This window comes from Marinobacter sp. ATCH36, from assembly GCF_023555055.1.
GTDB lineage: Bacteria > Pseudomonadota > Gammaproteobacteria > Pseudomonadales > Oleiphilaceae > Marinobacter.
Window position 1 is genome coordinate 1 of the sequence record NZ_JAMJPL010000008.1, and the last position, 23,424, is coordinate 23,424.

The 23,424-nt window shown below is 54.5% G+C and carries 20 protein-coding genes; 6 read left to right on the top strand and 14 right to left on the bottom strand.

Features of this window, described 5'->3' with window-relative positions; translation table 11 throughout:
• The coding region (locus M8010_RS17980; protein WP_250094101.1) for a hypothetical protein at positions 1-286 on the top strand (286 nt) is incomplete at its 5' end.
• A gap of 183 nt (positions 287-469) precedes the next feature.
• Here M8010_RS17980 and pssA read toward each other — a convergent pair.
• From pssA to M8010_RS18000, 4 genes are all read right to left on the bottom strand, one after another.
• Entirely contained in the window at positions 470-1,321 is an 852-nt protein-coding gene (gene pssA / locus M8010_RS17985) for a CDP-diacylglycerol--serine O-phosphatidyltransferase (RefSeq protein WP_250094102.1), read from the bottom strand.
• A gap of 90 nt (positions 1,322-1,411) precedes the next feature.
• Complete coding sequence (gene ilvC, locus M8010_RS17990) at positions 1,412-2,428, bottom strand: ketol-acid reductoisomerase (protein ID WP_250094103.1); 1,017 nt, start codon at positions 2,426-2,428, stop codon at positions 1,412-1,414.
• A 69-nt stretch (positions 2,429-2,497) separates the two neighbouring features.
• On the bottom strand, positions 2,498-2,989 hold the full coding sequence (ilvN, locus tag M8010_RS17995; RefSeq protein WP_137437935.1) for an acetolactate synthase small subunit: 492 nt from the start codon (positions 2,987-2,989) through the stop codon (positions 2,498-2,500).
• Positions 2,990-2,991: 2 nt separating this feature from the next.
• Positions 2,992-4,710 carry an acetolactate synthase 3 large subunit gene (locus M8010_RS18000; RefSeq protein ID WP_250094104.1) on the bottom strand — a complete coding sequence of 573 codons (1,719 nt, stop codon included), beginning with the start codon at positions 4,708-4,710 and terminating at the stop codon, positions 2,992-2,994.
• A gap of 494 nt (positions 4,711-5,204) precedes the next feature.
• On the opposite strand from M8010_RS18000, the gene M8010_RS18005 reads away from it, so the two are divergent.
• Positions 5,205-5,663 (top strand): DUF4124 domain-containing protein, encoded by a 459-nt coding sequence (locus M8010_RS18005; RefSeq protein WP_250094105.1) that lies wholly within the window; start codon positions 5,205-5,207, stop codon positions 5,661-5,663.
• Between the two features lie 77 nt (positions 5,664-5,740).
• Here M8010_RS18005 and clpB read toward each other — a convergent pair whose 3' ends face one another.
• The 3 genes from clpB to rluD all read right to left on the bottom strand — a co-directional run bounded on the left by clpB (position 5,741) and on the right by rluD (position 10,171).
• Positions 5,741-8,317 (bottom strand): ATP-dependent chaperone ClpB, encoded by a 2,577-nt coding sequence (gene clpB / locus M8010_RS18010; RefSeq protein ID WP_250094106.1) that lies wholly within the window; start codon positions 8,315-8,317, stop codon positions 5,741-5,743.
• A 143-nt stretch (positions 8,318-8,460) separates the two neighbouring features.
• On the bottom strand, positions 8,461-9,204 hold the full coding sequence (gene pgeF / locus M8010_RS18015) for a peptidoglycan editing factor PgeF (protein WP_250094107.1): 744 nt from the start codon (positions 9,202-9,204) through the stop codon (positions 8,461-8,463).
• A complete protein-coding gene (gene rluD / locus M8010_RS18020; RefSeq protein WP_250094108.1) occupies positions 9,194-10,171 on the bottom strand; it encodes a 23S rRNA pseudouridine(1911/1915/1917) synthase RluD in 978 nt (325 codons plus the stop codon). The genes pgeF and rluD overlap by 11 nt, the downstream gene beginning before the upstream one ends.
• A gap of 138 nt (positions 10,172-10,309) precedes the next feature.
• Here rluD and M8010_RS18025 point away from each other — a divergent pair, with 138 nt between their 5' ends.
• Positions 10,310-11,143, top strand: a complete 834-nt coding sequence (locus tag M8010_RS18025; protein WP_250094109.1) for an outer membrane protein assembly factor BamD — start codon at positions 10,310-10,312, stop codon at positions 11,141-11,143.
• Here M8010_RS18025 and M8010_RS18030 read toward each other — a convergent pair whose 3' ends face one another.
• Entirely contained in the window at positions 11,144-12,808 is a 1,665-nt protein-coding gene (locus M8010_RS18030) for an NAD+ synthase (protein ID WP_250094110.1), read from the bottom strand.
• Between the two features lie 85 nt (positions 12,809-12,893).
• On the opposite strand from M8010_RS18030, the gene M8010_RS18035 reads away from it, so the two are divergent.
• From M8010_RS18035 to M8010_RS18045, 3 genes are all read left to right on the top strand, one after another.
• Positions 12,894-14,543, top strand: coding sequence for a sensor histidine kinase (locus tag M8010_RS18035; RefSeq protein ID WP_250094111.1), 1,650 nt, complete (start codon positions 12,894-12,896; stop codon positions 14,541-14,543).
• Between the two features lie 45 nt (positions 14,544-14,588).
• Positions 14,589-15,977, top strand: a complete 1,389-nt coding sequence (locus tag M8010_RS18040; protein ID WP_250094112.1) for a sigma-54-dependent transcriptional regulator — start codon at positions 14,589-14,591, stop codon at positions 15,975-15,977.
• A 122-nt stretch (positions 15,978-16,099) separates the two neighbouring features.
• A complete protein-coding gene (locus M8010_RS18045; protein WP_250094113.1) occupies positions 16,100-16,660 on the top strand; it encodes a GspH/FimT family pseudopilin in 561 nt (186 codons plus the stop codon).
• Between the two features lie 23 nt (positions 16,661-16,683).
• Here M8010_RS18045 and M8010_RS18050 read toward each other — a convergent pair whose 3' ends face one another.
• The 6 genes from M8010_RS18050 to M8010_RS18075 are packed head-to-tail and all read right to left on the bottom strand — an operon-like array spanning position 16,684 to position 23,296.
• On the bottom strand, positions 16,684-17,127 hold the full coding sequence (locus M8010_RS18050; RefSeq protein ID WP_250094114.1) for a type IV pilin protein: 444 nt from the start codon (positions 17,125-17,127) through the stop codon (positions 16,684-16,686).
• On the bottom strand, positions 17,124-20,594 hold the full coding sequence (locus tag M8010_RS18055; protein ID WP_250094115.1) for a pilus assembly protein: 3,471 nt from the start codon (positions 20,592-20,594) through the stop codon (positions 17,124-17,126). The genes M8010_RS18050 and M8010_RS18055 overlap by 4 nt, the downstream gene beginning before the upstream one ends.
• 11 nt (positions 20,595-20,605) lie before the next feature.
• The gene (locus tag M8010_RS18060) at positions 20,606-21,217 is read right to left on the bottom strand and encodes a PilX N-terminal domain-containing pilus assembly protein (protein WP_250094116.1); all 612 of its coding nucleotides are present in this window, start codon (positions 21,215-21,217) and stop codon (positions 20,606-20,608) included.
• Positions 21,218-21,228: 11 nt separating this feature from the next.
• Complete coding sequence (locus M8010_RS18065; protein WP_250094117.1) at positions 21,229-22,335, bottom strand: PilW family protein; 1,107 nt, start codon at positions 22,333-22,335, stop codon at positions 21,229-21,231.
• On the bottom strand, positions 22,332-22,751 hold the full coding sequence (gene pilV, locus M8010_RS18070) for a type IV pilus modification protein PilV (protein WP_250094118.1): 420 nt from the start codon (positions 22,749-22,751) through the stop codon (positions 22,332-22,334). The genes M8010_RS18065 and pilV overlap by 4 nt, the downstream gene beginning before the upstream one ends.
• Before the next feature lie 47 nt (positions 22,752-22,798).
• Complete coding sequence (locus tag M8010_RS18075) at positions 22,799-23,296, bottom strand: GspH/FimT family pseudopilin (protein ID WP_284048201.1); 498 nt, start codon at positions 23,294-23,296, stop codon at positions 22,799-22,801.
• Between the last annotated feature and the right edge of the window lie 128 nt (positions 23,297-23,424).

The window sequence follows — 23,424 nt, forward strand, 5'->3', positions numbered from 1 at the left end:
CCTGCCGCCAGCGTTCAATCTGAGCCATGATCAAACTCTTCAGTTTAAATCATACAAGAATCCGAAGATCCTCTATTCTTGCTCAAGACAAAACTCAATTTCGACGAGTCACTGTCCTGATATTTCGGTTCCGAAATACCTCGGCCAGCGCCCACACGAATTACTTGGTCAACTTTTTAAAGAGCGTTCGGGGCTTGCCCGATCAAGGTGGCGTATTCTACATCGAATCACCGCCTTGTCAACCGTTTATTTTGGCGCCGGCTTGATGCCGAAAAATAACCAATAAACTCAAACGGTTGTCTTTCAGTTTCTGACCCGCCTTAGTGACGCGTCCCTCGAAAGAGATGCGCATTCTACAGAGACCTGAGAATGTGTCAACGAGGTTAATCAACTATTTTTACGCTATTTCGGTTAGCACCTATAACGTTGTTCAAACCGCGAACAAGATGCTCACTTTCTACCCCGAAACTTACCCAGACTGGCCTTCTGCGTGACGTGTTTTTCTGAATAACGCCAGGACCGGACCGGACAACGCATAAGCAAGAAAGCCGGTAAACAGGACAGTTGCCGGATCAAGCGCAATCACCACGAACATGAGTACCACCAGCAGGATCGCTGCGAAAGGAACACGTCCCCGCATATCCAGATCCTTGAAGCTTTTATAGAGGATGTTGCTGACCATCAGCACCCCGCAACCACCGACAACGATGATCGTCATTAATGTCAGCCAGCTGGCAGGCTCCACAGCGTGGAAACACCAGACCAGCCCGGCCACGCAAGCAGCCGCAGCGGGACTGGCCAACCCGACAAAGAACTTCTTGTCCACAGAGCCAATCTGCGTATTGAAACGCGCCAGTCGCAAAGCCGCTCCGGCGACATAAATGAAGGTAATAGCCCAGCCAACCTGACCAAGGTTATTCAGTGACCAGAAGAAGGCTACCAATCCGGGCGCCACACCAAAGGCCACCATATCGGCAAGACTGTCGTATTCCTCACCAAACTTGCTCTGAGTATTGGTTAGTCTCGCGACGCGTCCATCAAGACCATCGAGGATCATGGACACAAAGATCGCGATGGCCGCATTATCAAACACGCCATTAGCGGCAGATACAATGGCGTAGAAGCCAGAAAACAGCGACGCCGTCGTCAGCGCATTTGGCAGCAGGTAAATCCCCTTGCGGCGGACCGGGGCGCCTTCAACCAGCTCTTCCTCAACGACTTCGCCAGTCTCGATATCATATTCATGCCCCTTTAACTCATCTGGCCCCTGGGCATTATTGTTTTCTACCGGTTTTTCAGTCTGCTTTTTTTCGTCAGTCATTCCACTCACTCCGGAAAGCATTTAGGCGGAGTATATACGAAAAACGCGGCCTCCCGGGCCGCGTTTTTAAAACCAGGTCGATTGAACGACTCAGTTTTTCTCTTTGTCCACGATTCTGTTCGCGGAGATCCAGGGCATCATGGAGCGCAGTTTCTCACCCACGGTTTCAATCTGGTGCTCAGCATTGATGCGGCGGCGAGCCGTCATGGACGGATAGTTGCTGCTGCCTTCCTGAATAAACATCTTGGCGTATTCACCGGTCTGGATGCGCTTCAGTGCGTTGCGCATTGCTTCACGGGACTGCTCGTTGATGATCTCGGGGCCAGTCACATACTCGCCATACTCCGCGTTGTTGGAGATGGAGTAGTTCATGTTGGCGATGCCACCTTCATACATCAGATCAACAATAAGCTTGAGCTCGTGCAGGCACTCAAAGTAAGCCATTTCCGGCTCGTAACCACCATCAACCAGCGTCTCGAAAGCCGCCTTGACCAGCTCAACGGTACCGCCACACAGAACGGCCTGCTCGCCGAACAGATCGGTTTCGGTCTCGTCCTTGAAGGTAGTTTCGATGATGCCGGTACGGCCGCCGCCGATGCCGCTGGCATAGGACAGGGACAGGTTCTTGGCGTTGCCTGACGCATCCTGGAAGATAGCAATCAGGTCCGGAATACCACCACCATTGGCGAATTCAGTACGAACGGTATGGCCCGGCGCTTTTGGCGCCACCATGATCACATCCAGATCCTTGCGCGGCACGATCTGGTTGTAGTGGATCGAGAAGCCGTGGGCGAACGCCAGCGTGGCGCCCTGCTTCAGGTTAGGCTCGATCTCAGCGTTGTAAAGCTGTGCCTGGAACTCGTCCGGCGTCAGAACCATAACCACATCAGCTGCGGCAACGGCGGAGGGAACGTCGCTGGTTTTCAGACCATAGGCTTCTGCCTTGGCAATGGAAGAAGAACCCGGGCGCAGACCAACCGTCACATCAACACCGGACTCTTTCAGGTTACACGCATGAGCGTGGCCCTGTGAGCCAAAACCGATGATGGCAACTTTCTTGCCCTGAATGATGGATAAGTCACAATCTTTATCGTAGTAAACCTGCATGTGTAACCTCTATCTATTGTTAATTGGCCTTTTCGTGGCCGTCATTGTACAGAATGATGTCAACGCCCGTTACAGGCTTAATACCTTCTCGCCACGGGCAATGCCGGAAACACCGCTGCGAACGACCTCAAGCACACCCGATGTTCCGACCGCCTGGATAAAACCATCCAGCTTTTCGCTGTTGCCGGCCAGCTGGACGGTATAAACGGAGCTGGTGACATCCACGATCTGGCCACGAAAAATGTCGACAGTACGCTTGATCTCCGCCCGCTGGGAGCCTGTGGCCTTGAGCTTTACAAGCATCAGCTCGCGCTCGATGTGCGCTCCCTCGGTAAGATCCACCAGCTTGACCACCTCAATCAGTTTATTGAGCTGCTTGGTGATCTGCTCGATAACCTTGTCGGAGCCGGTGGTGGTTACCGTCAGGCGCGACAGGGTCTCGTCCTCGGTGGGGGCCACTGTCAGCGTTTCGATGTTGTAATTGCGCTGCGAAAACAGCCCCACCACACGGGAGAGGGCACCCGGTTCGTTCTCAAGCAAAACAGAAATGATTCGACGCATGATCAGACCCTCTCCGTCTTGCTAAGCCACATGTCCTTCATTGAGCCACGCGCTACCTGCATCGGGTAGACGTGCTCAAATCGGTCAACGTAGATGTCAACGAATACCAGATCATCCTTCATCGCCAGCGCCTCTTTGAGCATTGGCTCCAGATCTTCCTTTTTCTCAATCCTGACACCCTTGTGACCATACGCCTCAGCTAACTTGATGAAATCTGGCAACGATCCCATGTAGGACTCGGCGTGACGGGACTCGTAGTTCATATCCTGCCACTGCTTGACCATGCCAAGAGCCTGGTTGTTCAGGTTAATGATCTTCACCGGCAGGTTGTACTGCTTGCAGGTAGACAGCTCCTGGATATTCATCTGGATACTGCCCTCGCCGGTAATGCACAGAACCTCGTCGTCCGGATGAGTCAGTTTGACACCCATGGCGGCCGGCAGGCCGAACCCCATGGTTCCCAAACCACCGGAGTTGATCCAGCGATTGGGCCTGTCGAACTTGTAATACTGGGCAGCAAACATCTGATGCTGACCTACGTCCGAAGTAACGAACGCCTCGCCCTTGGTCAGCCGCCAAAGCGCTTCGACCACTTCCTGCGGTTTGATCACATCCGGACTGGTTTCATAGCGCATGCCGTGGAAGGCACGCCACTCTTCAATCTGCTTCCACCAGGCAGCAATTGCCTCCGCATCAGGCTTTTCCTTGCTCTCTTTGACAAGGGTGATCATTTCCTTGAGCACGGCATCCACAGGACCAACGATGGGAACGTCCGCATCAATGGTTTTGGAGATCGATGCCGGGTCGATATCGATATGGACAATGCGGGCACCAGGACAGAACTTCTCGGTAGCGTTGGTGACGCGGTCGTCAAACCGGGCTCCCACACAGAGAATCAGATCCGAATGATGCATGGCCATATTCGATTCATAGGTGCCATGCATTCCCAGCCAACCGAGATGTTGCTTATCCGAGGCGGGATAACAGCCGATACCCATAATGGTATTGGTGATCGGATAACCAAGCATCTTGACCAATTCCGTCAGCTGATCCGAAGCCTTGCCAAGAATGACACCACCACCGGCATAGATAATGGGGCGCCTGGCCGCCATCAGCATATCCACAGCTTTCTTGATCTGGCCGGCGTGGCCGCGAATCGCCGGATTGTATGAGCGAAGCTTCACCTTCTTCGGGAACACGTACTCATAACGTTCGTTCGGTGTGGTCATATCTTTGGGGATATCGACCACCACCGGGCCGGGGCGACCGGTAGCAGCTATGTAGTAGGCCTTACGAATGATCTCGGGGATATCTTCCGGATGACGAACGCTCAGGTTGTGCTTCACAACAGGACGGGAGACGCCGATCATATCGGTCTCCTGGAACGCGTCCTCGCCAATCAGGGTTGATGCGACCTGCCCGCAAAGAACCACCATCGGAATGGAGTCCATAAATGCGGTAGCGATGCCAGTAATGGTGTTGGTGGCTCCAGGACCCGAGGTTACCAGTACGGTACCCGGTAATCCGGTGGCACGCGCATAGCCGTCAGCCATATGGACCGCCGCCTGTTCGTGACGCACCAGGATGTGCTTGACCTTGTCCTGCCTGAACAACGCATCATAGATATGCAACGCTGCCCCACCCGGATAGCCGTATATGTATTCAATCCCTTCATCTTGAAGGGACCGGATCAGCATATCGGCGCCAGACAATAACTCCACGATGTTCTACCCTCTTCTACGAGTGAATGAGCCGGGAAAGTCCCGGTTGCCTGGATCTCCGGGTATCAAGCTTCTTGTGAAAGCTTAACCGGATATTCCGCCACACCAGCTGTAAGAGGTTGTCTCCTGGCCAGCCGCCCTCCTGAGGGTTGCGGAGAACGGCCAATCTACGGGTTGCACGTAAGCAACAACCGGTCCGCGACTTGCGCGTGGCATTCAGTGTGGTAATTAACGGGGGATACTCGCACGGGATTGCCTGCCGTATTGACCCCAGTCCTCAGGCAATCTGCAATTTTGACAGCGCTGAACTCCCTGTCAATAGCGGCGGCAGTATTCTCTGTTGTTACTCGACAAAGGTCCCCATACTTTGTGCAAGTATTTGAACCAGACTCACGAAAGTTACCTTTACAAATGGCATGATGCACATAGGCTAGACAAAGATGGTGCTCTGCAAGGCAGTGCTCCGACAAGGCTAACGCGGAATGAGTAGAGGCATGAACAGAAAAATCTTTACCCTGGCAGTACTTCTGGTTGCGGCACCGACAATATCTTCGGCTGCCTCCGTCTACAAATGGATCGATGAGAACGGGGTTACACACTTCGGTGACCGACAGCCAACAGGACAACAATCGGAGTCTGTCAGCATACGAACCGGGAAGAGCTCTGAAGGCAGCCGACCGAGCCCACAACAACAGGTTGAAGCCCTCGAAGAACAGGAAGCCGAGCAGGCCGAGCAACGGCAGGAGAGCGCCGTGGAAGAGGCGCGTCGCAAGCAGCGGGAAGCAAATTGCGAAACCGCACGCAGTAATCTGAGCATCCTGCAGCGTAACAGCCGGATACGCGTGGAAGAGAATGGTGAAATGCGTTATTTGTCAGAAGAAGAAATCGAAGAAAAGCGCAATGAGTTTGAGGAAATCGCCGACGAAAACTGTGGCACGCCGTCCGAACAGTAAACCGGTAAGCGGAAAAAACGCACCATTGCCAGAACGAAGAAGGCGGGGCCAGCTGCCCCGCCTTTCCGTCTCCTGCATCAAGCCTTGGAAAACTCCAGGGCATGATCCTTCACTGTTCCGCGAATGGTATCCCCAGACAGGAAATCCCCCTGTAGCAGCCTTTGCGCCAACGGGTTTTCGATCATCCGCTGAATGGCACGCTTGAGCGGGCGAGCACCGTAAACCGGGTCGTAACCGACTTCTCCCAACAGTTCCATGGCAGCATCGTCCAACTCCAGCTTCATATCCTGTTCTTTCAGGCGCTTGCTGAGGATCTCGATCTGGACCTTGGCAATGCCCTGAATCTGGCTCTTGGCCAGCGGATGGAACACCACAACCTCGTCCACGCGATTGATAAACTCGGGCCTGAAGTGAGTGCCTACTACCTCCATAACAGCCGATTTCATGGCCTCGTAGTTTTCTTCACCCGCTTTCTGCTGGATGATGTCCGACCCCAGGTTGGACGTCATCACGATGACGGTATTGCGGAAATCCACGGTTCTGCCCTGGCCATCCGTCAGGCGACCATCCTCAAGCACCTGCAGCAAAATGTTGAATACATCCGGATGCGCCTTCTCAACCTCGTCCAGCAACAGCACGGAATAGGGCCGGCGACGCACCGCTTCAGTGAGATAGCCACCCTCTTCATAGCCCACGTAGCCAGGAGGTGCCCCAATCAACCGGGCAACGGAGTGCTTTTCCATAAACTCGGACATGTCGATTCGCACCATGGCCTCTTCCGTATCAAACAGGAAGGATGCCAGAGCCTTGCAAAGCTCGGTTTTACCCACACCCGTGGGCCCCAGGAACAGGAAGGAACCGTTCGGGCGATGAGGGTCTGACAGCCCGGCACGGGAACGACGTACCGCATTGGACACGGCCTCCACAGCTTCGGCCTGGCCGATTACACGGTTATGCAGCGCTTCCTCCATACGCATGAGCTTGTCGCGTTCACCTTCAAGCATTTTCGATACCGGAATGCCGGTCCACTTGGACACTACCTCGGCAATTTCCTCATCCGTCACGCGGTTGCGGAGCAGCGTCATCTCCATCATTTCCGCCTGGCTCGCCATATCCAGTTGGCGCTCCAGTTCTGGAATCTGACCGTATTGCAACTCGGACATACGGCCAAGATCACCTGCGCGCCGGGCATTTTCAAGATCAATTCTGGCCTGCTCCAACTGACTCTTGATCTTCTGGGAGCCGTGCAGCGCAGCTTTCTCTGTATTCCAGACCTCTTCCAGGTCCGCGTATTCGCGCTCAACACCGGTGATTACGTCCGAAAGCTCCGAGAGTCGTTTTTTCGAGGCCGCATCGGTTTCCTTTTTCAACGCCTCACGCTCTATCTTCAACTGGATCAGGCGACGCTCAAGGCGGTCCAGCGCTTCCGGCTTGGAGTCCATTTCCATGCGAATCTGGCTGGCTGCCTCATCCACCAGATCAATCGCCTTGTCCGGCAACTGGCGGTCGGCGATGTAACGGTGAGACAGCTTGGCCGCTGCAATAATGGCACCATCCGTCACTTCCACGCCGTGGTGAACTTCGTAGCGCTCCTTGAGGCCGCGAAGTATGGCAATGGTGTCCTCCTCATTGGGCTCGGAGACCAGTACTTTCTGGAAGCGACGCTCCAGGGCGGCGTCTTTCTCGATGTTTTCACGGTACTCATCCAGGGTGGTAGCACCCACACAATGCAGCTCACCTCTCGCCAAGGCGGGCTTGAGCATGTTGCCAGCGTCCATTGACCCCTCGGCTTTGCCAGCGCCGACCACAGTATGAATTTCGTCGATAAACAGGATGATCTGCCCTTCCTGCTTGGCCAGCTCATTGAGCACAGCCTTAAGGCGCTCCTCAAAATCGCCGCGGAATTTGGCGCCGGCAATCAGGGAGCCCATATCCAGCGACAGCACTCGTTTGTTCTTCAAGCCTTCCGGCACTTCACCGTTCACGATTCGCTGTGCAAGCCCCTCCACAATGGCGGTCTTGCCCACACCCGGCTCACCGATAAGCACAGGGTTATTCTTCCGGCGACGCTGAAGTACCTGAATGGTGCGGCGGATTTCATCATCACGACCGATCACCGGGTCCAGTTTGCCAGCTTCAGCACGCTCGGTAAGATCAATGGTGTATTTGGACAGGGCCTGCCGGTTTTCTTCCGCAGAGGCGTCATCGACCGATTCACCACCGCGAACCGCATCAATAGCGGTTTCCAGTGACGATTTGTCGACACCCTGCTCACGCAGAACCCGCCCAAGCGTACCCCGATCTTCAAGGGCTGCCAGCAGCATCAATTCGCTGGAAATAAACTGGTCACCGCGTTTTTGAGCGAGTTTGTCAGCGATATTGAACAATCGCCCCATGTCATTGGACATAGATACATCGCCGGCCGAGCCCTGCACTTCCGGCAGGTTTTCTATTTCCTGGGCGACAGCCTGGCGGATGCGACCTGGCTCGGCACCTGCCTGTTTCAGTAATGGCTTGATGGAGCTGCCCTGCTGATCCATCAGCGCCTGCATCAGGTGCACGGGTTCAATAAAATTGTGGTCCTTGCCTACCGCAATGGACTGGGCATCCGCCAGTGCGGTTTGCAGTTTGCTGGTCAGCTTGTCGATTCTCATAGTCTGGTATTCCCCAATGTCTGTCGTGCGGCCGGGAAGAAGTTTTCGCCGGCGGCAATTTCACTGCTTTGACAGTTAATGTAGGGGCGATTGGCGGGACTTCAAGCAGGCAAGCACAAGAAGTGTCAGAAAATTGACGGGCATCATGAAATGTAGATCAGGCTCGCCATCCTTCCGGTTTGGCCGTCCCGACGGTAAGAAAAGAAGCGATCACTGTCGGTTACCGTGCAGAACTTGCCACCGTATACTTGGTGCACTCCGGCATTTGCGAGCCTTTGCCGAGCCAGCTCATACAGGTCAGCCAGGTAACGCCCGGAATGCCGATGGCTGGGCAGGAATGCCTTGGCTGCCTGCGGGTCGTTCAGCAGAAAAGCCTCTCGCACCTCTCCGCCAACCTCAAACTGATCGGGGCCGATGGCCGGCCCCAGCCAGGCAAGAACACTGGCTGGATTGCCCAGGCGCTCCACTGTCCGCTCCAGAACGCCATTGCACAACCCGCGCCAGCCGGCGTGAGCCGCCGCCACCTGACCACTGGAGGGATTACAGAACAACACTGGCAGGCAATCCGCCGTCATGACCACACAAACGGTTCCGGGCTGCGAAGTGAAACTGGCATCAGCCGTGACCTCACCAGCTTGCGGCAGCTCTGCGACGTCGGTGCCATGAATCTGCTTGAGCCAACCAAAGGACTCTGCCCCGGGCTGGGCCCACTGACCAAGCAAGGCACAATTCCGAGCCACATCCACAGGGTTATCGCCCACATGGGTACCAAGGTTCAGGGAGTCCCAAGGGGGCCTGCTAACCCCCCCAACCCTCGTGGTACATGCAGCATGTACCCAGGAAGGTGCCGGCCAGTCCGGTACAATCATTGGCAACTCAGAAGTCATGATTCTCCAGATCTTTAACATGCTTGCGAAGCGCTGCGAGCAATATTTCCATGTCCTCGGGCAGAGGCACCTCCCAGCTCAGTACTTCGCCACTCTGCGGATGCTCCAGTGTTAGCTGGCGTGCATGGAGCGCCTGGCGCTGGAACCCCGAGAGCACGTCGCGCAGTTCATCCGTCGTTCCTTTGGGCAGGCGCAGCCGGCCCCCGTATTGTGGATCTCCAACCAGCGGATGCTTCACATGAGCCATATGCACCCGTATCTGATGGGTACGCCCACTTTCGAGCTTACAGCGAACGTGAGTGTGCGCCGCAAAACGCTCCACCAGGCGATAGTGTGTTACTGCAGGTTTACCGGTGGGCACCACTGCCATCTTTTTGCGCTCGCGAGGGTGACGGCCAATCGGTGCGTCCACTGTCGACCCTCCTGTCAGTGTCCCCACCACGATGGCTTCGTACTCACGTCCCATGGTGCGGGTCTGCAGCTGATCCACCAGCGATGTGTGGGCAATCAGGCTGCGCGCCACCACCATGATTCCGGAAGTATCCTTGTCGAGGCGATGCACAATGCCAGCTCTTGGAAGGTTTTCCACTTCCGGGGCATAGTTCAGCAGCGCATTGACCAACGTGCCATCAGCATGGCCGGCAGCGGGGTGAACAACCAGGCCTGCCGGCTTGTTGATAACCAGAAGGTGCTCGTCTTCATAGACGATATCCAGGGAAATGGATTCCGCCTGCCAGCTCACTTGCGCCTCTGGCTCAGCATCCAGCTCAAGCCTGTCCCCCAGCATGACCTTGTCACGGGGCTTGCAGGCCTTCCCGTTCACCGTCAGCGCCCCGGTTTTGATCCAGCCCTGTAATCGTGAACGGGAATGCTCTGGCATCAGCTCTGCTGCAGCCTGATCCAGGCGGCGGTCACTGTGTTCCGGCGGAACAGAGAAGCTGGCAATAATACGGTTTTCAGACGACATTGAGCCCCCAGGGCCGATAATAAGTGTTACGTTTGAGTCAGATTTTTGCAATCGGCAGCGAGTGCCACTGCACAAGGAAGCAGATCCCCGTTACAATGCCCCACTACTCGAATTTTCGCCATTATACGGGATTCCGGCATGAGATCAGTTGTTCGATTACTGCTAGTGACTACCGCAGCACTGTTGATCAGTGCATGCGCCTCAAACGAGCAGGAAGAAGTGTTGCCGGAAGAAACCTATTACGAGAACGCCCGCGATGCGATGAACTCGGGCAATTTCAACGAAGCCGAACTGAATCTCGATTATCTGGAAACCTATTATCCCTTCGGCCGCTATGCGGAACAGGCGCAACTGGACCTGATCTATGCCCGCTACCAGAACCTAGACCTGGAAGGTGCCCGCGCCGCCGCTGACCGTTTTCTTCGCCTGAACCCACAAAGCGACCACGCGGATTATGCCCTTTATATGCGGGGACTGGCGTCCTACAACCTGGACGTTGGCCTGGCAGCGAGGTATTTCCCGGTTGACGTTGCGGCCAGGGACCCCGGCGAGCAACGCCAGGCCTTTCGGGATTTTTCCGAGCTGCTGAACCGTTATCCGTCCAGCGAATATGCCCCTGATGCCCGTCAGCGCATGATTGCCATCCGCAACCGCCTCGCCGAACTGGAGCTATTTGCAGCTCGTTACTACATCAGCCGTGAGGCGTATATCGCGGCCAATAACCGGGCGCGCTTCATCGTGGAAAACTACTCCACCACGCCTTCCGTGGAAGAAGCGCTGATAATTCTGGCCGAAACCTTCCGCTTCATGGACCTGAAAAAGGCCTCTGCCGATGCTGTTGCCATGCTGGAAGACAACTTCCCGGACAGCACCGCCTTCAACGAAGACGGCGAGTTTCAGGCCGACATCCTGAAGCGCAAGGACCGTTCCCTGTCCAGCGTGGTCACCTTCGGCCTGATGGGCGATGAATAGTTAATTGCCGCTCTTCCAACCATTGGTGATGGGATAGCGGCGATCCTTGCCAAACCCTCGCTCGGTAATCCGCACACCAATGGGCGCCTGCCTGCGCTTGTACTCGTTGATATCCACCAGGCGCACAACCCTGTCTACATCTGCCCTGTCGAAGCCCTGCGCAACAATAGCGTCCGCGCTCAGATCACGTTCTACGTAAAGATTAAGTATCTGGTCGAGGACATCGTAGCCCGGTAGGCTGTCCTCGTCTTTCTGATCAGGCGCCAGTTCTGCCGATGGTGGACGGGTAATCACCCGCTCGGGAATCACCTGGGAAAGACTGTTACGGTACCAGGCAAGACGGAACACGAGCGTTTTTGGAACGTCCTTGAGCACATCAAAGCCGCCCGCCATATCGCCGTACAAGGTCGAGTAGCCCACCGCCATTTCGCTTTTATTGCCGGTTGTCAGCACCAATGAGCCAAACTTGTTGGACAGGGACATCAGCAGCACGCCACGCAGTCGTGCCTGCAGGTTTTCTTCGGTAGTGTCCTGTTGTGTTCCCTCGAAGGGTGCCGCCAGGGTTTCCATGAAGGCATCGTACATGGGTTCGATAGAGAACACGTCATACTGCACGCCCAAAGCGGCCGCTTCTGCCTCGGCATCCTCAATGCTCATACTGGCGGTATAGCGAAAAGGCATCATCACCGCCCGAACCCGATCGGCCCCCAGGGCATCAACCGCGATGGCAACGGTCACCGCTGAATCAATACCCCCGGACAGTCCCAGAACCACGGACTTGAAGCCGTTTTTGTTGACGTAATCCCGCACGCCCAGCACCAGGGCCTTATAGACATTCTCTTCCAGAGAGGGTTCGGCAAGCTCGGGCTGGGAGATAGGCTGGCAGTGATGCTCGCAAATAAAGTCCACCGGGTAGAGCCCTTCACTGAACTGTGGAGCTTCCGCGGCCAGAGCGCCGGAATGGTCATAGACCATTGAGCCACCATCAAAAACCAGTTCGTCCTGACCACCTACCAGATTCACATAAGCAATACTGACCCGGTTCTTGCAGGCCTTGCGTTCGATGAGTGCCTTGCGGCGATTCTGTTTGTCGATGTCGTAGGGCGACGCATTGAGATTGATGACCAGTTTTGCGCCCGCTGCGGCGGCGTCCTCCACCGGACCATCGCTCCAGATATCCTCGCAAACGGTGATGCCGACTGGCACTCCCCTAATATCGGCTACCAGCGTGTCAGCGCCATTCGCAAAGTAGCGCTTTTCATCAAATACCTGGTAGTTGGGAGGAAACCGTTTGAAATAGCGACCGGTTATCTCTCCACTTTGCAGAACCACTGCCGCGTTGTACAACAGCGCGCCTTCCCTGATTGGTGCTCCCACAACAATAGCGGGACCAAGCCGCGCATCCTGCAGTGCCGCCAGGGCCTCGGCAATGCGTAAGTCCATGCTGGGGCGCAGCAGGAGATCTTCCGGGGGGTAGCCGGTCAGGCACAACTCCGGAAACACCACCAGATCTGCCTGATGCTCTTCCTCCGCGCGCCGGGTGGCCTCAATCACCTTGCCAGTATTGCCGGGAATATCGCCCACCAGGAAATCGAGCTGGGCCATAACCACTCTCAGTTTTCCCAGCATCGGGCCGACGGGTGACTGATCCTTTTGCACGGACATAACGCAGCTCCTGTAACTCATTGCCATTAAAAGGCTATTATAACCCCGCAGGGCAACAGAATTCTCCCGGGATACCCATCGGATTATGGCAAAAACACCAACAACTGAGCTTCAGCCCCACGCGGATACACCCCGCGCCAGCCAGATGGGCAGGCTGTTTCGCATTTACAACCATTACAGGGTAGTTGTCAGCGTTATTCTTGTGGCGCTGTTGTTTGTTGATCCGATCAATTTCGATTCCCGTTTCCGGGCCATGGAATATTACCAGGCCGGGGTGGTGAGCTATCTGGCTATCAACGGCTTTATCGCGCTGGTGATGGTGGCCGGTTTCCAGCCGCGAAGCCGCCACATCACCATTTCGATCCTGATGGATATCCTGATTCTCCACACCCTCTTGCTTACCAGCACCGGTATCACCAATGGGCTGGCCAATCTGGTGATCGTCTCGGTGGCAGCCGGAAATATTCTGACACCCACCAGAATCGGTACTTTCTACGCTGCGCTGGGCGCAATCTGCTCCCTGGGTATTTCAACCTGGTCCGTGATGGCGTTTGGCGACTCAGCTGATGAAATCGTCCGGGCGGGCTCATTAGGCATTCTCTACTTTTCGGCAGCATTCATTCTGCAATACATTTCCCGGCGAATGCTGCGCAGCGAGGCTTTGGCCAGTTCACGGGCCCGGAGCATTGCCGAGCTGGAACAGATCAACCGCCAGATCATCCAGCGCATGCGCACGGGCATTCTTGTTCTGGACCGGTTCGGGCAGATCCGCCTTGCCAACGCGGCGGCCGAAGAGCTGCTATTCGGAATCGCCGTTGACGAAGCCAGCGAACAACCCAGCCGGGGGCGCAACCTGCCCCAACCACTTCGTCTGGGCCTCGAAGCCTGGCTGAAGGACCCGACCCGCAGAACAGAACCGTTTCAGGCCACACCAACCTCGCCAATGGTACAGGTTAATTTTACCCAGCTTGACCAGCAACGGGGTGACCAGATCCTGGTGTTCATCGACGACATGAGTAAGGTGACTCAACAGGCGCAGCAGATGAAACTCGCCTCCCTGGGGCGACTGACAGCGGGCATCGCCCACGAAATCCGCAATCCTCTGGGCGCCATCAGCCATGCGTCACAGCTCATGGGGGAGTCCCCCAACCTTGATGACGGAGACCGCAAAATGCTGGACATCATTGAACGGCATTCCCATCGGGTAAACGGCATCATTGAAAACGTACTGGACCTGTCCCGCCGCCGCGCCGCCAATTCCGACCTCATTGATATCGGCCAGTGGCTTTCAGCGTTTCGTGACGATTACCTCCAGACCCAGGATAATGATCACCGGAAACCTGCTCACATTGATCTGCGAACGGAAACCAACCTTCCTCAGGCCCGTTTTGACGTCAGCCAGATCGAGCAGGTTATGGTGAATCTTTGCGATAACGGGCTACGCTACAGCGAGCAAAATACCGGTGAGCGGAAAATCGAACTCAATGCCGGCGCCACCGCTGACGGTGAGAGGGCCTATGTGGATGTCCGTGACTTCGGCCCCGGCATTATTCCGGAGCACCGGGTTTCCGTTTTTGAGCCATTTTTCACAACCGACAAGAGCGGGACAGGCCTCGGTCTTTATCTGGCACGGGAACTGTGCGAGGCTAATCAGGCCCACCTGTCGCTGGTGGATGATAAGCGGCTTGGCTGTTGTTTTCGCATTACATTTGCCCATCACGGGCGAATGATCTAACCAGCCCGGTAGTCTGAACAACGAAATGGAACAAACAACAATCCGATGACCACTCATACAGCGCTGATCGTAGACGACGAACCTGATATCCGGGATCTTCTTGAAATTACCCTCACCCGCATGGGCATAAAGACGCTGACCGCAGCCGATATCACCAGCGCGAAGAAGCTTCTGGAAAATCACAGTCCACAGCTTTGCCTGACCGACATGAATTTGCCTGACGGTAACGGTATCGAACTGGTGCAGTGGATCCAGCAAAACAGCCCCTCTACCCCCGTCGCCGTGATTACTGCTTACGGCAACATGGATACGGCTATTGAATCCCTCAAGGCTGGCGCTTTCGATTTTGTCTCCAAGCCCGTTGAGCTTCCGCGCCTGCGGGAACTGGTCAATAGTGCCCTGAAACTCTCCGAACCGGAATCGGATGCCGATGCCTCGTCTGATGAGCCAGGTTTGTTGCTGGGCAACTCGGCTGAAATAAAACGCCTGAGGAACCAGGTACGCAAGCTGGCCCGGAGCCAGGCACCCGTTTTCATCAGTGGTGAGTCGGGCAGCGGCAAGGAATTGGTGGCCCGCATGATTCACCTGCTGGGCCCCCGTCGGGATCACCCTTTCATTGCGGTAAACTGCGGCGCGATTCCTTCCGAGCTGATGGAAAGCGAGTTTTTCGGCCATAAAAAAGGCAGTTTCACCGGCGCCGTGGATAACAAGGACGGCCTGTTCCGGTCTGCCGATGGCGGCACCCTGTTTCTCGATGAAGTTGCTGATCTGCCACTGGCCATGCAGGTGAAGCTATTGAGGGCTATCCAGGAAAAAGCGGTCCGGCCGGTTGGCGACACCAAGGAAGTACCGGTGGATATTCGCCTGCTCAGCGCCACTCACAAGGACTTGCCGGGCCTTGTTCAGGAGGGCGAATTCCGCCAGGACCTGTTCTACCGTATCAACGTGATCGAGCTTCCGGTACCGGCGTTACGAGACCGGCCAGATGATATCAGCCTGCTTGCAAACCACATACTTGAGCGCATTGCCCGGGAATACGAATGCGAACCGGCATCCCTGACTCCGGCTGCCATCGACCGCCTGAAAGATCACGAATTCCCGGGCAACGTTCGAGAGCTGGAGAATATTCTTGAGCGGGCCTTTACGCTTTGCGATGCAGACCTGATCGGACCGGAAGATCTGCATATCGGCAATGGCCCATCGCCCGCCGGGCTATCGGGCGCAAGTAGCCTTGCAGGAGTCCCTAAAGAACCGGATGCACTGACGTTGCCCGAGGGGGAGATCGACCTGGAGAACTACCTCGAAACCATCGAACGCCAAGCCATTGAGAAAGCTCTTGAGGCGACCCGCTGGAACAAGACAGCGGCGGCCAAGCGTTTGGGGATCAGTTTCCGGGCGTTACGGTATCGGTTGAAGAAGTTGGGGATGGAGTAAGTCTTTTCTTACGGGGGTTTCAGAGGATTGCTCTATTTCAAAAGGATAGTCATAAGCTACACTGCTGCGAGGATTGAAAACAAATAACGGTTCTCAGGACGAGAGTCGAAGGAGATTCAAGGATGAAATATTTTCTTGGCCAACGGGGCCTGACCCTGATTGAGCTTGTGATTGCGATCACCATTATTGCTATTGTGGCGACTTACGCCGTCCCTTCACTTTCACCCATCATTGAGAATAGCCAGCGCAGAGCCGTTATCAACGATACGCTCGCATTTCTGGCCATGGGTCGCCAGGAGGCGGTAATTAATGGACAAGTCGTTACGCTGTGCCCATTGAAAGACGATAACCGCTGCGGTCGGGACTGGAACAAGCCACTGACGCTTTTCTCTGACCCTGACAATCAAAGATCGGTCAGCCACCGAGAGCAGATCATCCGGGTTCTACCGCCTCCTTCCCACGGGCAATTAAAGGTACGCTCCTTCAGTCGCAGTTATTTTCAGTACCGCCCTGATGGAATGATCTATAGCGATATGGGTAATATTACTTGGTGCCCTGAGGACGGAGACGCCCGCAGGGCAGCTCGTTTTTTACTCCCGAAAAGCGGCATCATCCGACTTGCAAAAGATACGGACGGAGATGGCTATCCAGAGGACTCCCATGGGTCCCCAGTCCAATGTTAGATAGGCAACACGCGGTTTCTTAACTACCAACAATCGTTAACCGCGCTTCCTCCCTTGGTGGCAGTTTTTGCACCTGCCTGGTTCAGAGTCAGCGTACCGCACTTATCATCAGTCTGTCCGCCAGCTGGGGTTGCAGTCAGTGTAAACTCATTTCTACTCGGGGTGGCCACTGTGAGGTCATACATCTTGGCTCCATCTTGCGGTGAACGAGTCTGGGGCAGAGTAGGCGCCGAACCTCCATCCTCATAGGAATAGTTCTGCTGCACATACTTTCGTTCCATCCACTGGGCCAATGACATAAGATCAGCCTGAGCATTGGCCCGGTGAGTTGCCATCACATTATTACGATACGACGGGTATGCGATAGCGGCGATGATGCCGATGATAGCCACCACAATCATCAATTCAATCAGCGTAAAACCTGCACTGTTTCTGCTGCTCGAACTAGCGTTTAGCTTGTAGATCATTCGGTCATCTCCCGCCAACCTTTGCGTCCGAGCCCAATCACAATCTCCGGTAGCCCGATGAATTCCGCACCACCACTTCCTGTACCGAATGTGAGCAGGTTACCCCATACCGCAAGCTGCGAGGGTGTGCTACCTACACGAAAACCACTAGCTCCATCGGTAGAATTTTCGAACGCTGGATAGCTCGGCGTAGAATCGTCGGAGCGTAGGATCTCGAAGCCCATAACCCAGCCATCGCCGCCGCCGAGGCAAGGGTTTGCCCCGGGAATCAACGTGTTCACATACACGTACTCACCGCGAACAATCGGGTAGTTGACAATACGCTCGCCTGAGGTAGGTAACGGTGTATACCAGCCCTGCTTGGTCTCATAATCCACCCGATTATTGGACTCAACGCGGATATCACGGGTAGCTCCATCAATGTTGCCAGACTGGCTCGCTACCGGTGCCTCAACCAGATTGGCTATTGTTAACGGCAGCCCTCCGGCGTCGGAGGTTTCATGGACACTGTAAAAATATTGCGCACTGGTGTCAGAAACATCACCGTTTTCAAGGTATTTACCGGTGCCAAACAGGATCATAATATTCGGGTCCTTACCACCACCGAGCCCCAGACCTACGCCGGGCGCCGAGGTGATCGGCTGTGACGCCTTGAAATAAGGTACGTCGGCCCCACCAGAAGTGTAAGCCGTAGTCATTGTACCTTCATCGTTATAGGCAACCCACATATTGCCTTCCAAGTCACCCGCATATACGCGGTCCACCAGATAGTCATCGTTTACGTTGTCAACCACGGTTAGCGGCGACAGGCCAGTACCGGCATTGTCGAATTCATGGTAGAGGTAATCCCCCGTTGACCACTCCCCATCGAGGCCGGCCTCCAGATCCAGCATGAAGAAACCAGTGGTGTCACTGTTATAACCACTTGGCACAAACACAGTCCATCGTATGTTGCCATCCGGCCATTCCATTTGGGCAATTTCCGGCGGCTCCACCAGGTAGCCGAGATCAGGATGGGTAAACTCCCAGAGCACGCTCTTGGCTGCATTGTCTTCGGAGAACTCGTCCGGGTCCGTCACATCCAGAGCAAAAATGCCTTTCGCGCCAGCCCGGCTACCTCCAATCAAAACAGTTCGCCACTCGCGGGTGTTGTCAACACCGGTTCCATCAGCCTTACGCCCCTTGGTGTGCACATCGACTACTTCCAGGTTCAGGTCCACGTAATAACGATGGTCGTAGCCCGGCTGGGTCAGGTAATGAAGCCCTTCATCTGGCTCTGTAGAGGAAACAAATGACGGTACATAGGCCAGCACTTCCTGGCCACCACCCTCTGTACCGCTTTTTGCCGAGAACCCGTGGAGCATGCCATCGTTGGCACCCACATAGACAACAGGGTCTCTATCAAGGTTACTGTTCCGGAAAACTGTATAATTACCGTCACCGAAATCATCTGTATTTGGCCAAGCGGAATCCGGCACACCTACATACCGCGGTGTGGAGTTAACAATGGCACCCAGCAAAGAGGCGCGATCACGGAAGAACTTGCCTTGGCCACTATTTTCCGCCTCGATCGTGGCCTTACGCTTACCCCGTAGGTACTCGACCCGCAGCTGGGCCAATGACGCATCACCCACTTCCAGGTCCTCTTCCTGTGCGTCAGTCAGATTAGCCCACCGGAAAGGCACACCGGTATCACCGTTATAAGTCAACACAGTACGGCTGTCGAAATCAATTCCTTCCAGCTTTTCCCGGGCAGACCAGCCATCGCTATCGGGGTCTGCCTGGTCAGGGCGACCACTGTCGTTAGCTACCAGGGTAATTGCTTCCAGATCACCGCTCCAGCCGTTAGGGTCGAAGTAGGAAGAGAAGGAAAGTGCTGCATCTACCGCATCAATAGAAGCGACGTTAAAGTCGAGGCCAGTAGCCGACCCCGCGTTGCCCAAAAACTGGGCAAGAAGATTTTCAAGTTCATTGCGAAATGTCGATGGATCACCGGCGCTAAAAAAGTCGCCACGACCATTCATTGAAGCATGAAGCAAGTCGTTTATCTTGTCTTCATCAGTGCTTCCTCCCCACCAATCGACGTATTCGCCATTAATAACGGCATCAACAGCCTCATCCCGGGACACCGTCCCTTCTACCCCGAACCCGATACCATACGTCATCATGTGTTGCCAGAAGGCAGAGTCACCGACTGTCTGTCGGACACCGTCGTTGCCACTATCAATCACTGGGTCAATAGTCGGAACATAGTTATCGATATCCTCGCGCAAGTCACGCTTCCAGTAATAGGCAGCAATATCCCCTAGCGTCACACGGCCGGTTAGCCCGTCACTAAAAGGCTGCTCCGCAAGGTACTGACCTGAATCTCCGGTGCCATTGGCAATCACTGAACCGGGTATGTCATCTGCGTAGTTATCAAGATCCGGATCGTATGAATTACCAGTATTGTAGTAACCATCAGTCATCAACATGGTGGCCGAAATCCGGCATTCACGAGCGACGTTGTCAGAACTTTCCGTTGTTGAAGGATCATCAAGCCACGCGCGCTTGCTCTTTTCATAATATTGACCGGCACCTTCAAGAGCTCTCTGCAACGGGGTAGAGCCACCTGCATTACTGTCATACAGCCAGGCTAAAAAGTCTGACCTGACATCTGCAAACGGCCGCACGCCCTCCTCAACGCCTCGGACATTGGCGGCATCATCAACATTATTGCGTCCCTGATTAATCAGCCCCCAGCCAAGCCTGAAGTCTAAACTCAGATCTTTATTGGCAAACACTGTTCCAATACCAGACTTTGCTGACATTTCGCGAGTGCGATAGTAGGAAAACCAATTGGCAAAATTCTTTCTCTCGACGCCACTATCAATAAAGATCTGATCATAGCAGTTGAAGTTTGAAGGGTCGCACCCCTGTCTCCAGTCGAGGTAAAAGGCCTGACTGGCATTCGCAAAAGGACTCAGCGTAAAACCGTATATCCGGTTGCCGCTCCACTGGCCGTAGTAGTAATAATCATCCATGATAGCCCGATAACTTGTATCCAGGTTTAATCGGGCGGAGCCGGAATCAAACCCGTTGATCGGAGCATTGTAGAAATCAGCATCAGGATATTGGCCGTCTTCGTCGAGAGGCGGCGCGTAAGTAACATTCGGATTATAGTAAAGCTTATTGAAAGTCGGGCTGAGCAACGGTGAACGGTTCCCAACATTCATTGCGCAATAGCCGTCTCCGCCATAACTCACATAACTCGGGCAATCTCCAAGATTTCGACCACCCATTAGTTCATCAGGCATAAATCCCCAGCGCATAGACCCGGAATCATCCAGAATAAACATCAGGTTCGGGTCCACACCCCCACCAGCCGAAAGGGGCTTCTGGGAAAAGTTAACCTCAGCCCATCCCGATGTTGGGAGCACCAGAGCCATTCCGACTGCGAGCATTCTGAATTTCAGATTCTTTAACATAACGGACACCCTCACCCACCGGACTGCATGTTTTTAGCGCTGACAAAGTAGTAGGCCTCAATGATCTTGCGGCTCTGCTCGGAAGGCCCTTCGGCCATAACAACTATACGCATGGATTCAGCTTTGCCCAAGATGTCAGAGCCGCCGGGCCCGGCGGTGCCTCCACCACCATCACGATTCCCTTTTCCTTCAAAGTTCAGGTTAAGGAGATACTCTCCATCACCCCCTTGACCAGCTCGAGTAAGCTCTACAGGGCCACGATATTCAATAAAATAACGGGGCGTTATACCGTCGATCTCACTCGCTTCCAGAGATTTTGTACCGGAGCCCCAAGTTGAATCATCAAAAACGGCGGGCGCAAAGCCAGTATGAAACCATCCATCATCATTACCGCTACCAGTGTCACTGCCAAAATTGTCGAGGCTATCCAGTCCCTCCAGCTGCTCCTCCACCTCCCGCAACGCTGCTTCAGCGGCTTCGAGAGCCATCAAGCCCTCACGGGTAGAGGTGGACATCCGCTCCTGCATGATTGAATTCTGCATGGAGGACGTTGCCAACAGAGACAACACAAGGAGGATCACCAGGGACATCAACAGGGCGGCGCCCTTTTGTCTGTAAAGCATTTCGCTCCCCCTTAACTAGAGCTGTTACGCACGTTGGTGGTAAAGGAGTACACCCGATACATTCTGTTGTCCGGTGCTGTGAAATTGTCGCCACCTGAGCAATCAGTCCAAGCGGGAAAACAGACTGTTGCCTTGTCATCAAACAATTTGTCGGGGCCACCGCGAACCAGCAAGCTCACTCGAACTGCACGAACCTGGTTCCACTCAGAGTTCGCGACACTCTCAGCATCTTCCCACTTACTAACAGCCTGGTCCGGCTCTGAAGAGAATCCGTAACGCACCTGCATATCGATAACGCCTTCGACCATTTCGAGGGTTCTCTGTGAGTCACGGACATATTCGACCATCTTCAAGGCAGATTCGCCGGCTCTGACTGTACTTTCGCCAATGAAATAGGTGCGCTTGTAAGGCTTCAGGATCTGCGCCCCAATACCATAATCGTTAGACAGGCAATTGTTGCCGGCACCAGCATTCCCAGTGCTTGAACATACATTGCTATCGAAATTATTACCCGGGCTTCCTGAACCGGAGTTGGTCACCAGTGTTACTTCCAGATCATCTCCATCCCCTTGGATATTGGATATCTGAACAACATCTGTGCCCTGACAATCCGTAATCGCAATAATATCGTCGTCTTGCAGCTCGCTTGCTGGCCCCTTACCACTGCGGCTCGACACTTTGGTTGAAGCTGCGGTTGGGGGTTGTGACGCAGTAATCTCAATTCCAGAGCTCTCCATACCACTAAAGTGGAGAAAGTCAGTGTTGTTTACAGTACCTGCCGGACGCCAGGCTTCATCGGAGGAAACAGCGTCGCCACTGGTGTAGTTGTAAAGATCCCAATCGTCATCGCCAGGGGAGATATCCAGATTATTTACCGCATTCTGACTGTTACAGCCATAATAGCCCGCCCCCCTGGTCTCCCTGCTCAGCATTTCAGAAGCGATCCTGCCGTACTCCTGGGACCGGGCAACGGCTTCCGACATACGGAATGCCTGACTGTTGGAAGTAAAAATCTGGACCAGCCCTACCGTCAGCAAAGAACCGAGCAGCAAGGCTATCATCAGCTCAATAATCGAAAGACCGCTTTGGCGAGATTGCAGGGGTTGCATACGGCTCATCTTGCGTACCTCACGGTTACTTCAAATTTATTGTTATTCAAAAGATCTCCATCGGCGCTATCGTCTCCTTGTGAGGTGTCGTCCCATTGGGTCTTTCGGGCTGTCCAAGACAGTGAAATCTGCGCTTCCTTATCAGCGACGGTCGATGTTATTTCCGCAGTAGCCTCTTCCCCAAGATCACCCTTAACCGCTTTTTGCCATTCCGTTTTCACCCCGGTGGTGGGCATACCGCGATTGGCACGAATCTCGTCCGCCATGGTCTGGACGTGCAGAGTCGCAACAGAGCGTCTGTCCGCCCCTTGGGTCTGTTGCATGGAGACTGTCTGCATACCGGCTACGCCAAGCAGGCCCACTGCCAACACCAGAAGAGCCACTAGCACCTCAATCATCGTTATTCCGCGTTGTGTTTTTCTCATGCTGTTCACCGTACTGAGTGCTATTCGAAGCGATTTGATGCCATCGGTTAAGGACAGGTCGCTTCAGTGCTGGAGCGATTGGTTTGCCCACCGGCATTGACTACGATATCGGCACCGGATTTGCCGTTACCCGGACAGATCCTGAGTATTGATTGGTCATGGTCATCACGATCCTTCATACCATTGCCTCTGAACACCGGCATATCGCCTGACTGCAGGCTGAGAGTCACCGAACCCGGCATGGCATCGAGCGTACGCAAGGGATTAGGATCAGTATTGGCAGGAGAAGAAAGCAGGATGACATTCAGACCTTCTTGCAATGACCCGCCAGCAGCCTGCACCCCCACCGGCTCCCCTCTGCGCACGGCCTCTGTGCGAGCGTAGTTGAGAATGCCAAGCACGTTATTGGTCGTAGATTTCAGGCGATTGGATTCAATCAGCCCCTGGAAACCGGGCACCGCTATGGCTGCAATGATGGCTATCAGCGCCACTACAATCATCAATTCAATTATCGTAAAGCCTGAATTCCTACGCCAAATCCTCATAGATCTCTTCCAGTCTGACTTATCAAAAGATTAACTACACGTCATTCACCATGCCACAGTGATGCGATAAGCGGCTGTTATTAAGTGATGAGTGGTGCGGATTGGGAAAAAGTCGTGATCTACTTCCC

Coding starts and splice junctions, on each gene's coding strand:
- clpB (WP_250094106.1), bottom strand. CDS start 8,317: ATGAGAATCGACAAGCTGACCAGCAAACTGCAAACCGCACTGGCGGAT.
- M8010_RS18065 (WP_250094117.1), bottom strand. CDS start 22,335: ATGAGCCGTATGCAACCCCTGCAATCTCGCCAAAGCGGTCTTTCGATT.
- M8010_RS18025 (WP_250094109.1), top strand. CDS start 10,310: ATGAGATCAGTTGTTCGATTACTGCTAGTGACTACCGCAGCACTGTTG.
- M8010_RS18040 (WP_250094112.1), top strand. CDS start 14,589: ATGACCACTCATACAGCGCTGATCGTAGACGACGAACCTGATATCCGG.
- M8010_RS18050 (WP_250094114.1), bottom strand. CDS start 17,127: ATGATCTACAAGCTAAACGCTAGTTCGAGCAGCAGAAACAGTGCAGGT.
- pilV (WP_250094118.1), bottom strand. CDS start 22,751: ATGAGAAAAACACAACGCGGAATAACGATGATTGAGGTGCTAGTGGCT.
- M8010_RS18005 (WP_250094105.1), top strand. CDS start 5,205: ATGAACAGAAAAATCTTTACCCTGGCAGTACTTCTGGTTGCGGCACCG.
- M8010_RS18055 (WP_250094115.1), bottom strand. CDS start 20,594: ATGTTAAAGAATCTGAAATTCAGAATGCTCGCAGTCGGAATGGCTCTG.
- M8010_RS18030 (WP_250094110.1), bottom strand. CDS start 12,808: ATGTCCGTGCAAAAGGATCAGTCACCCGTCGGCCCGATGCTGGGAAAA.
- ilvC (WP_250094103.1), bottom strand. CDS start 2,428: ATGCAGGTTTACTACGATAAAGATTGTGACTTATCCATCATTCAGGGC.
- pssA (WP_250094102.1), bottom strand. CDS start 1,321: ATGACTGACGAAAAAAAGCAGACTGAAAAACCGGTAGAAAACAATAAT.
- pgeF (WP_250094107.1), bottom strand. CDS start 9,204: ATGACTTCTGAGTTGCCAATGATTGTACCGGACTGGCCGGCACCTTCC.
- M8010_RS18075 (WP_284048201.1), bottom strand. CDS start 23,296: ATGAGGATTTGGCGTAGGAATTCAGGCTTTACGATAATTGAATTGATG.
- M8010_RS18045 (WP_250094113.1), top strand. CDS start 16,100: ATGAAATATTTTCTTGGCCAACGGGGCCTGACCCTGATTGAGCTTGTG.
- ilvN (WP_137437935.1), bottom strand. CDS start 2,989: ATGCGTCGAATCATTTCTGTTTTGCTTGAGAACGAACCGGGTGCCCTC.
- M8010_RS18035 (WP_250094111.1), top strand. CDS start 12,894: ATGGCAAAAACACCAACAACTGAGCTTCAGCCCCACGCGGATACACCC.
- rluD (WP_250094108.1), bottom strand. CDS start 10,171: ATGTCGTCTGAAAACCGTATTATTGCCAGCTTCTCTGTTCCGCCGGAA.
- M8010_RS18060 (WP_250094116.1), bottom strand. CDS start 21,217: ATGCTTTACAGACAAAAGGGCGCCGCCCTGTTGATGTCCCTGGTGATC.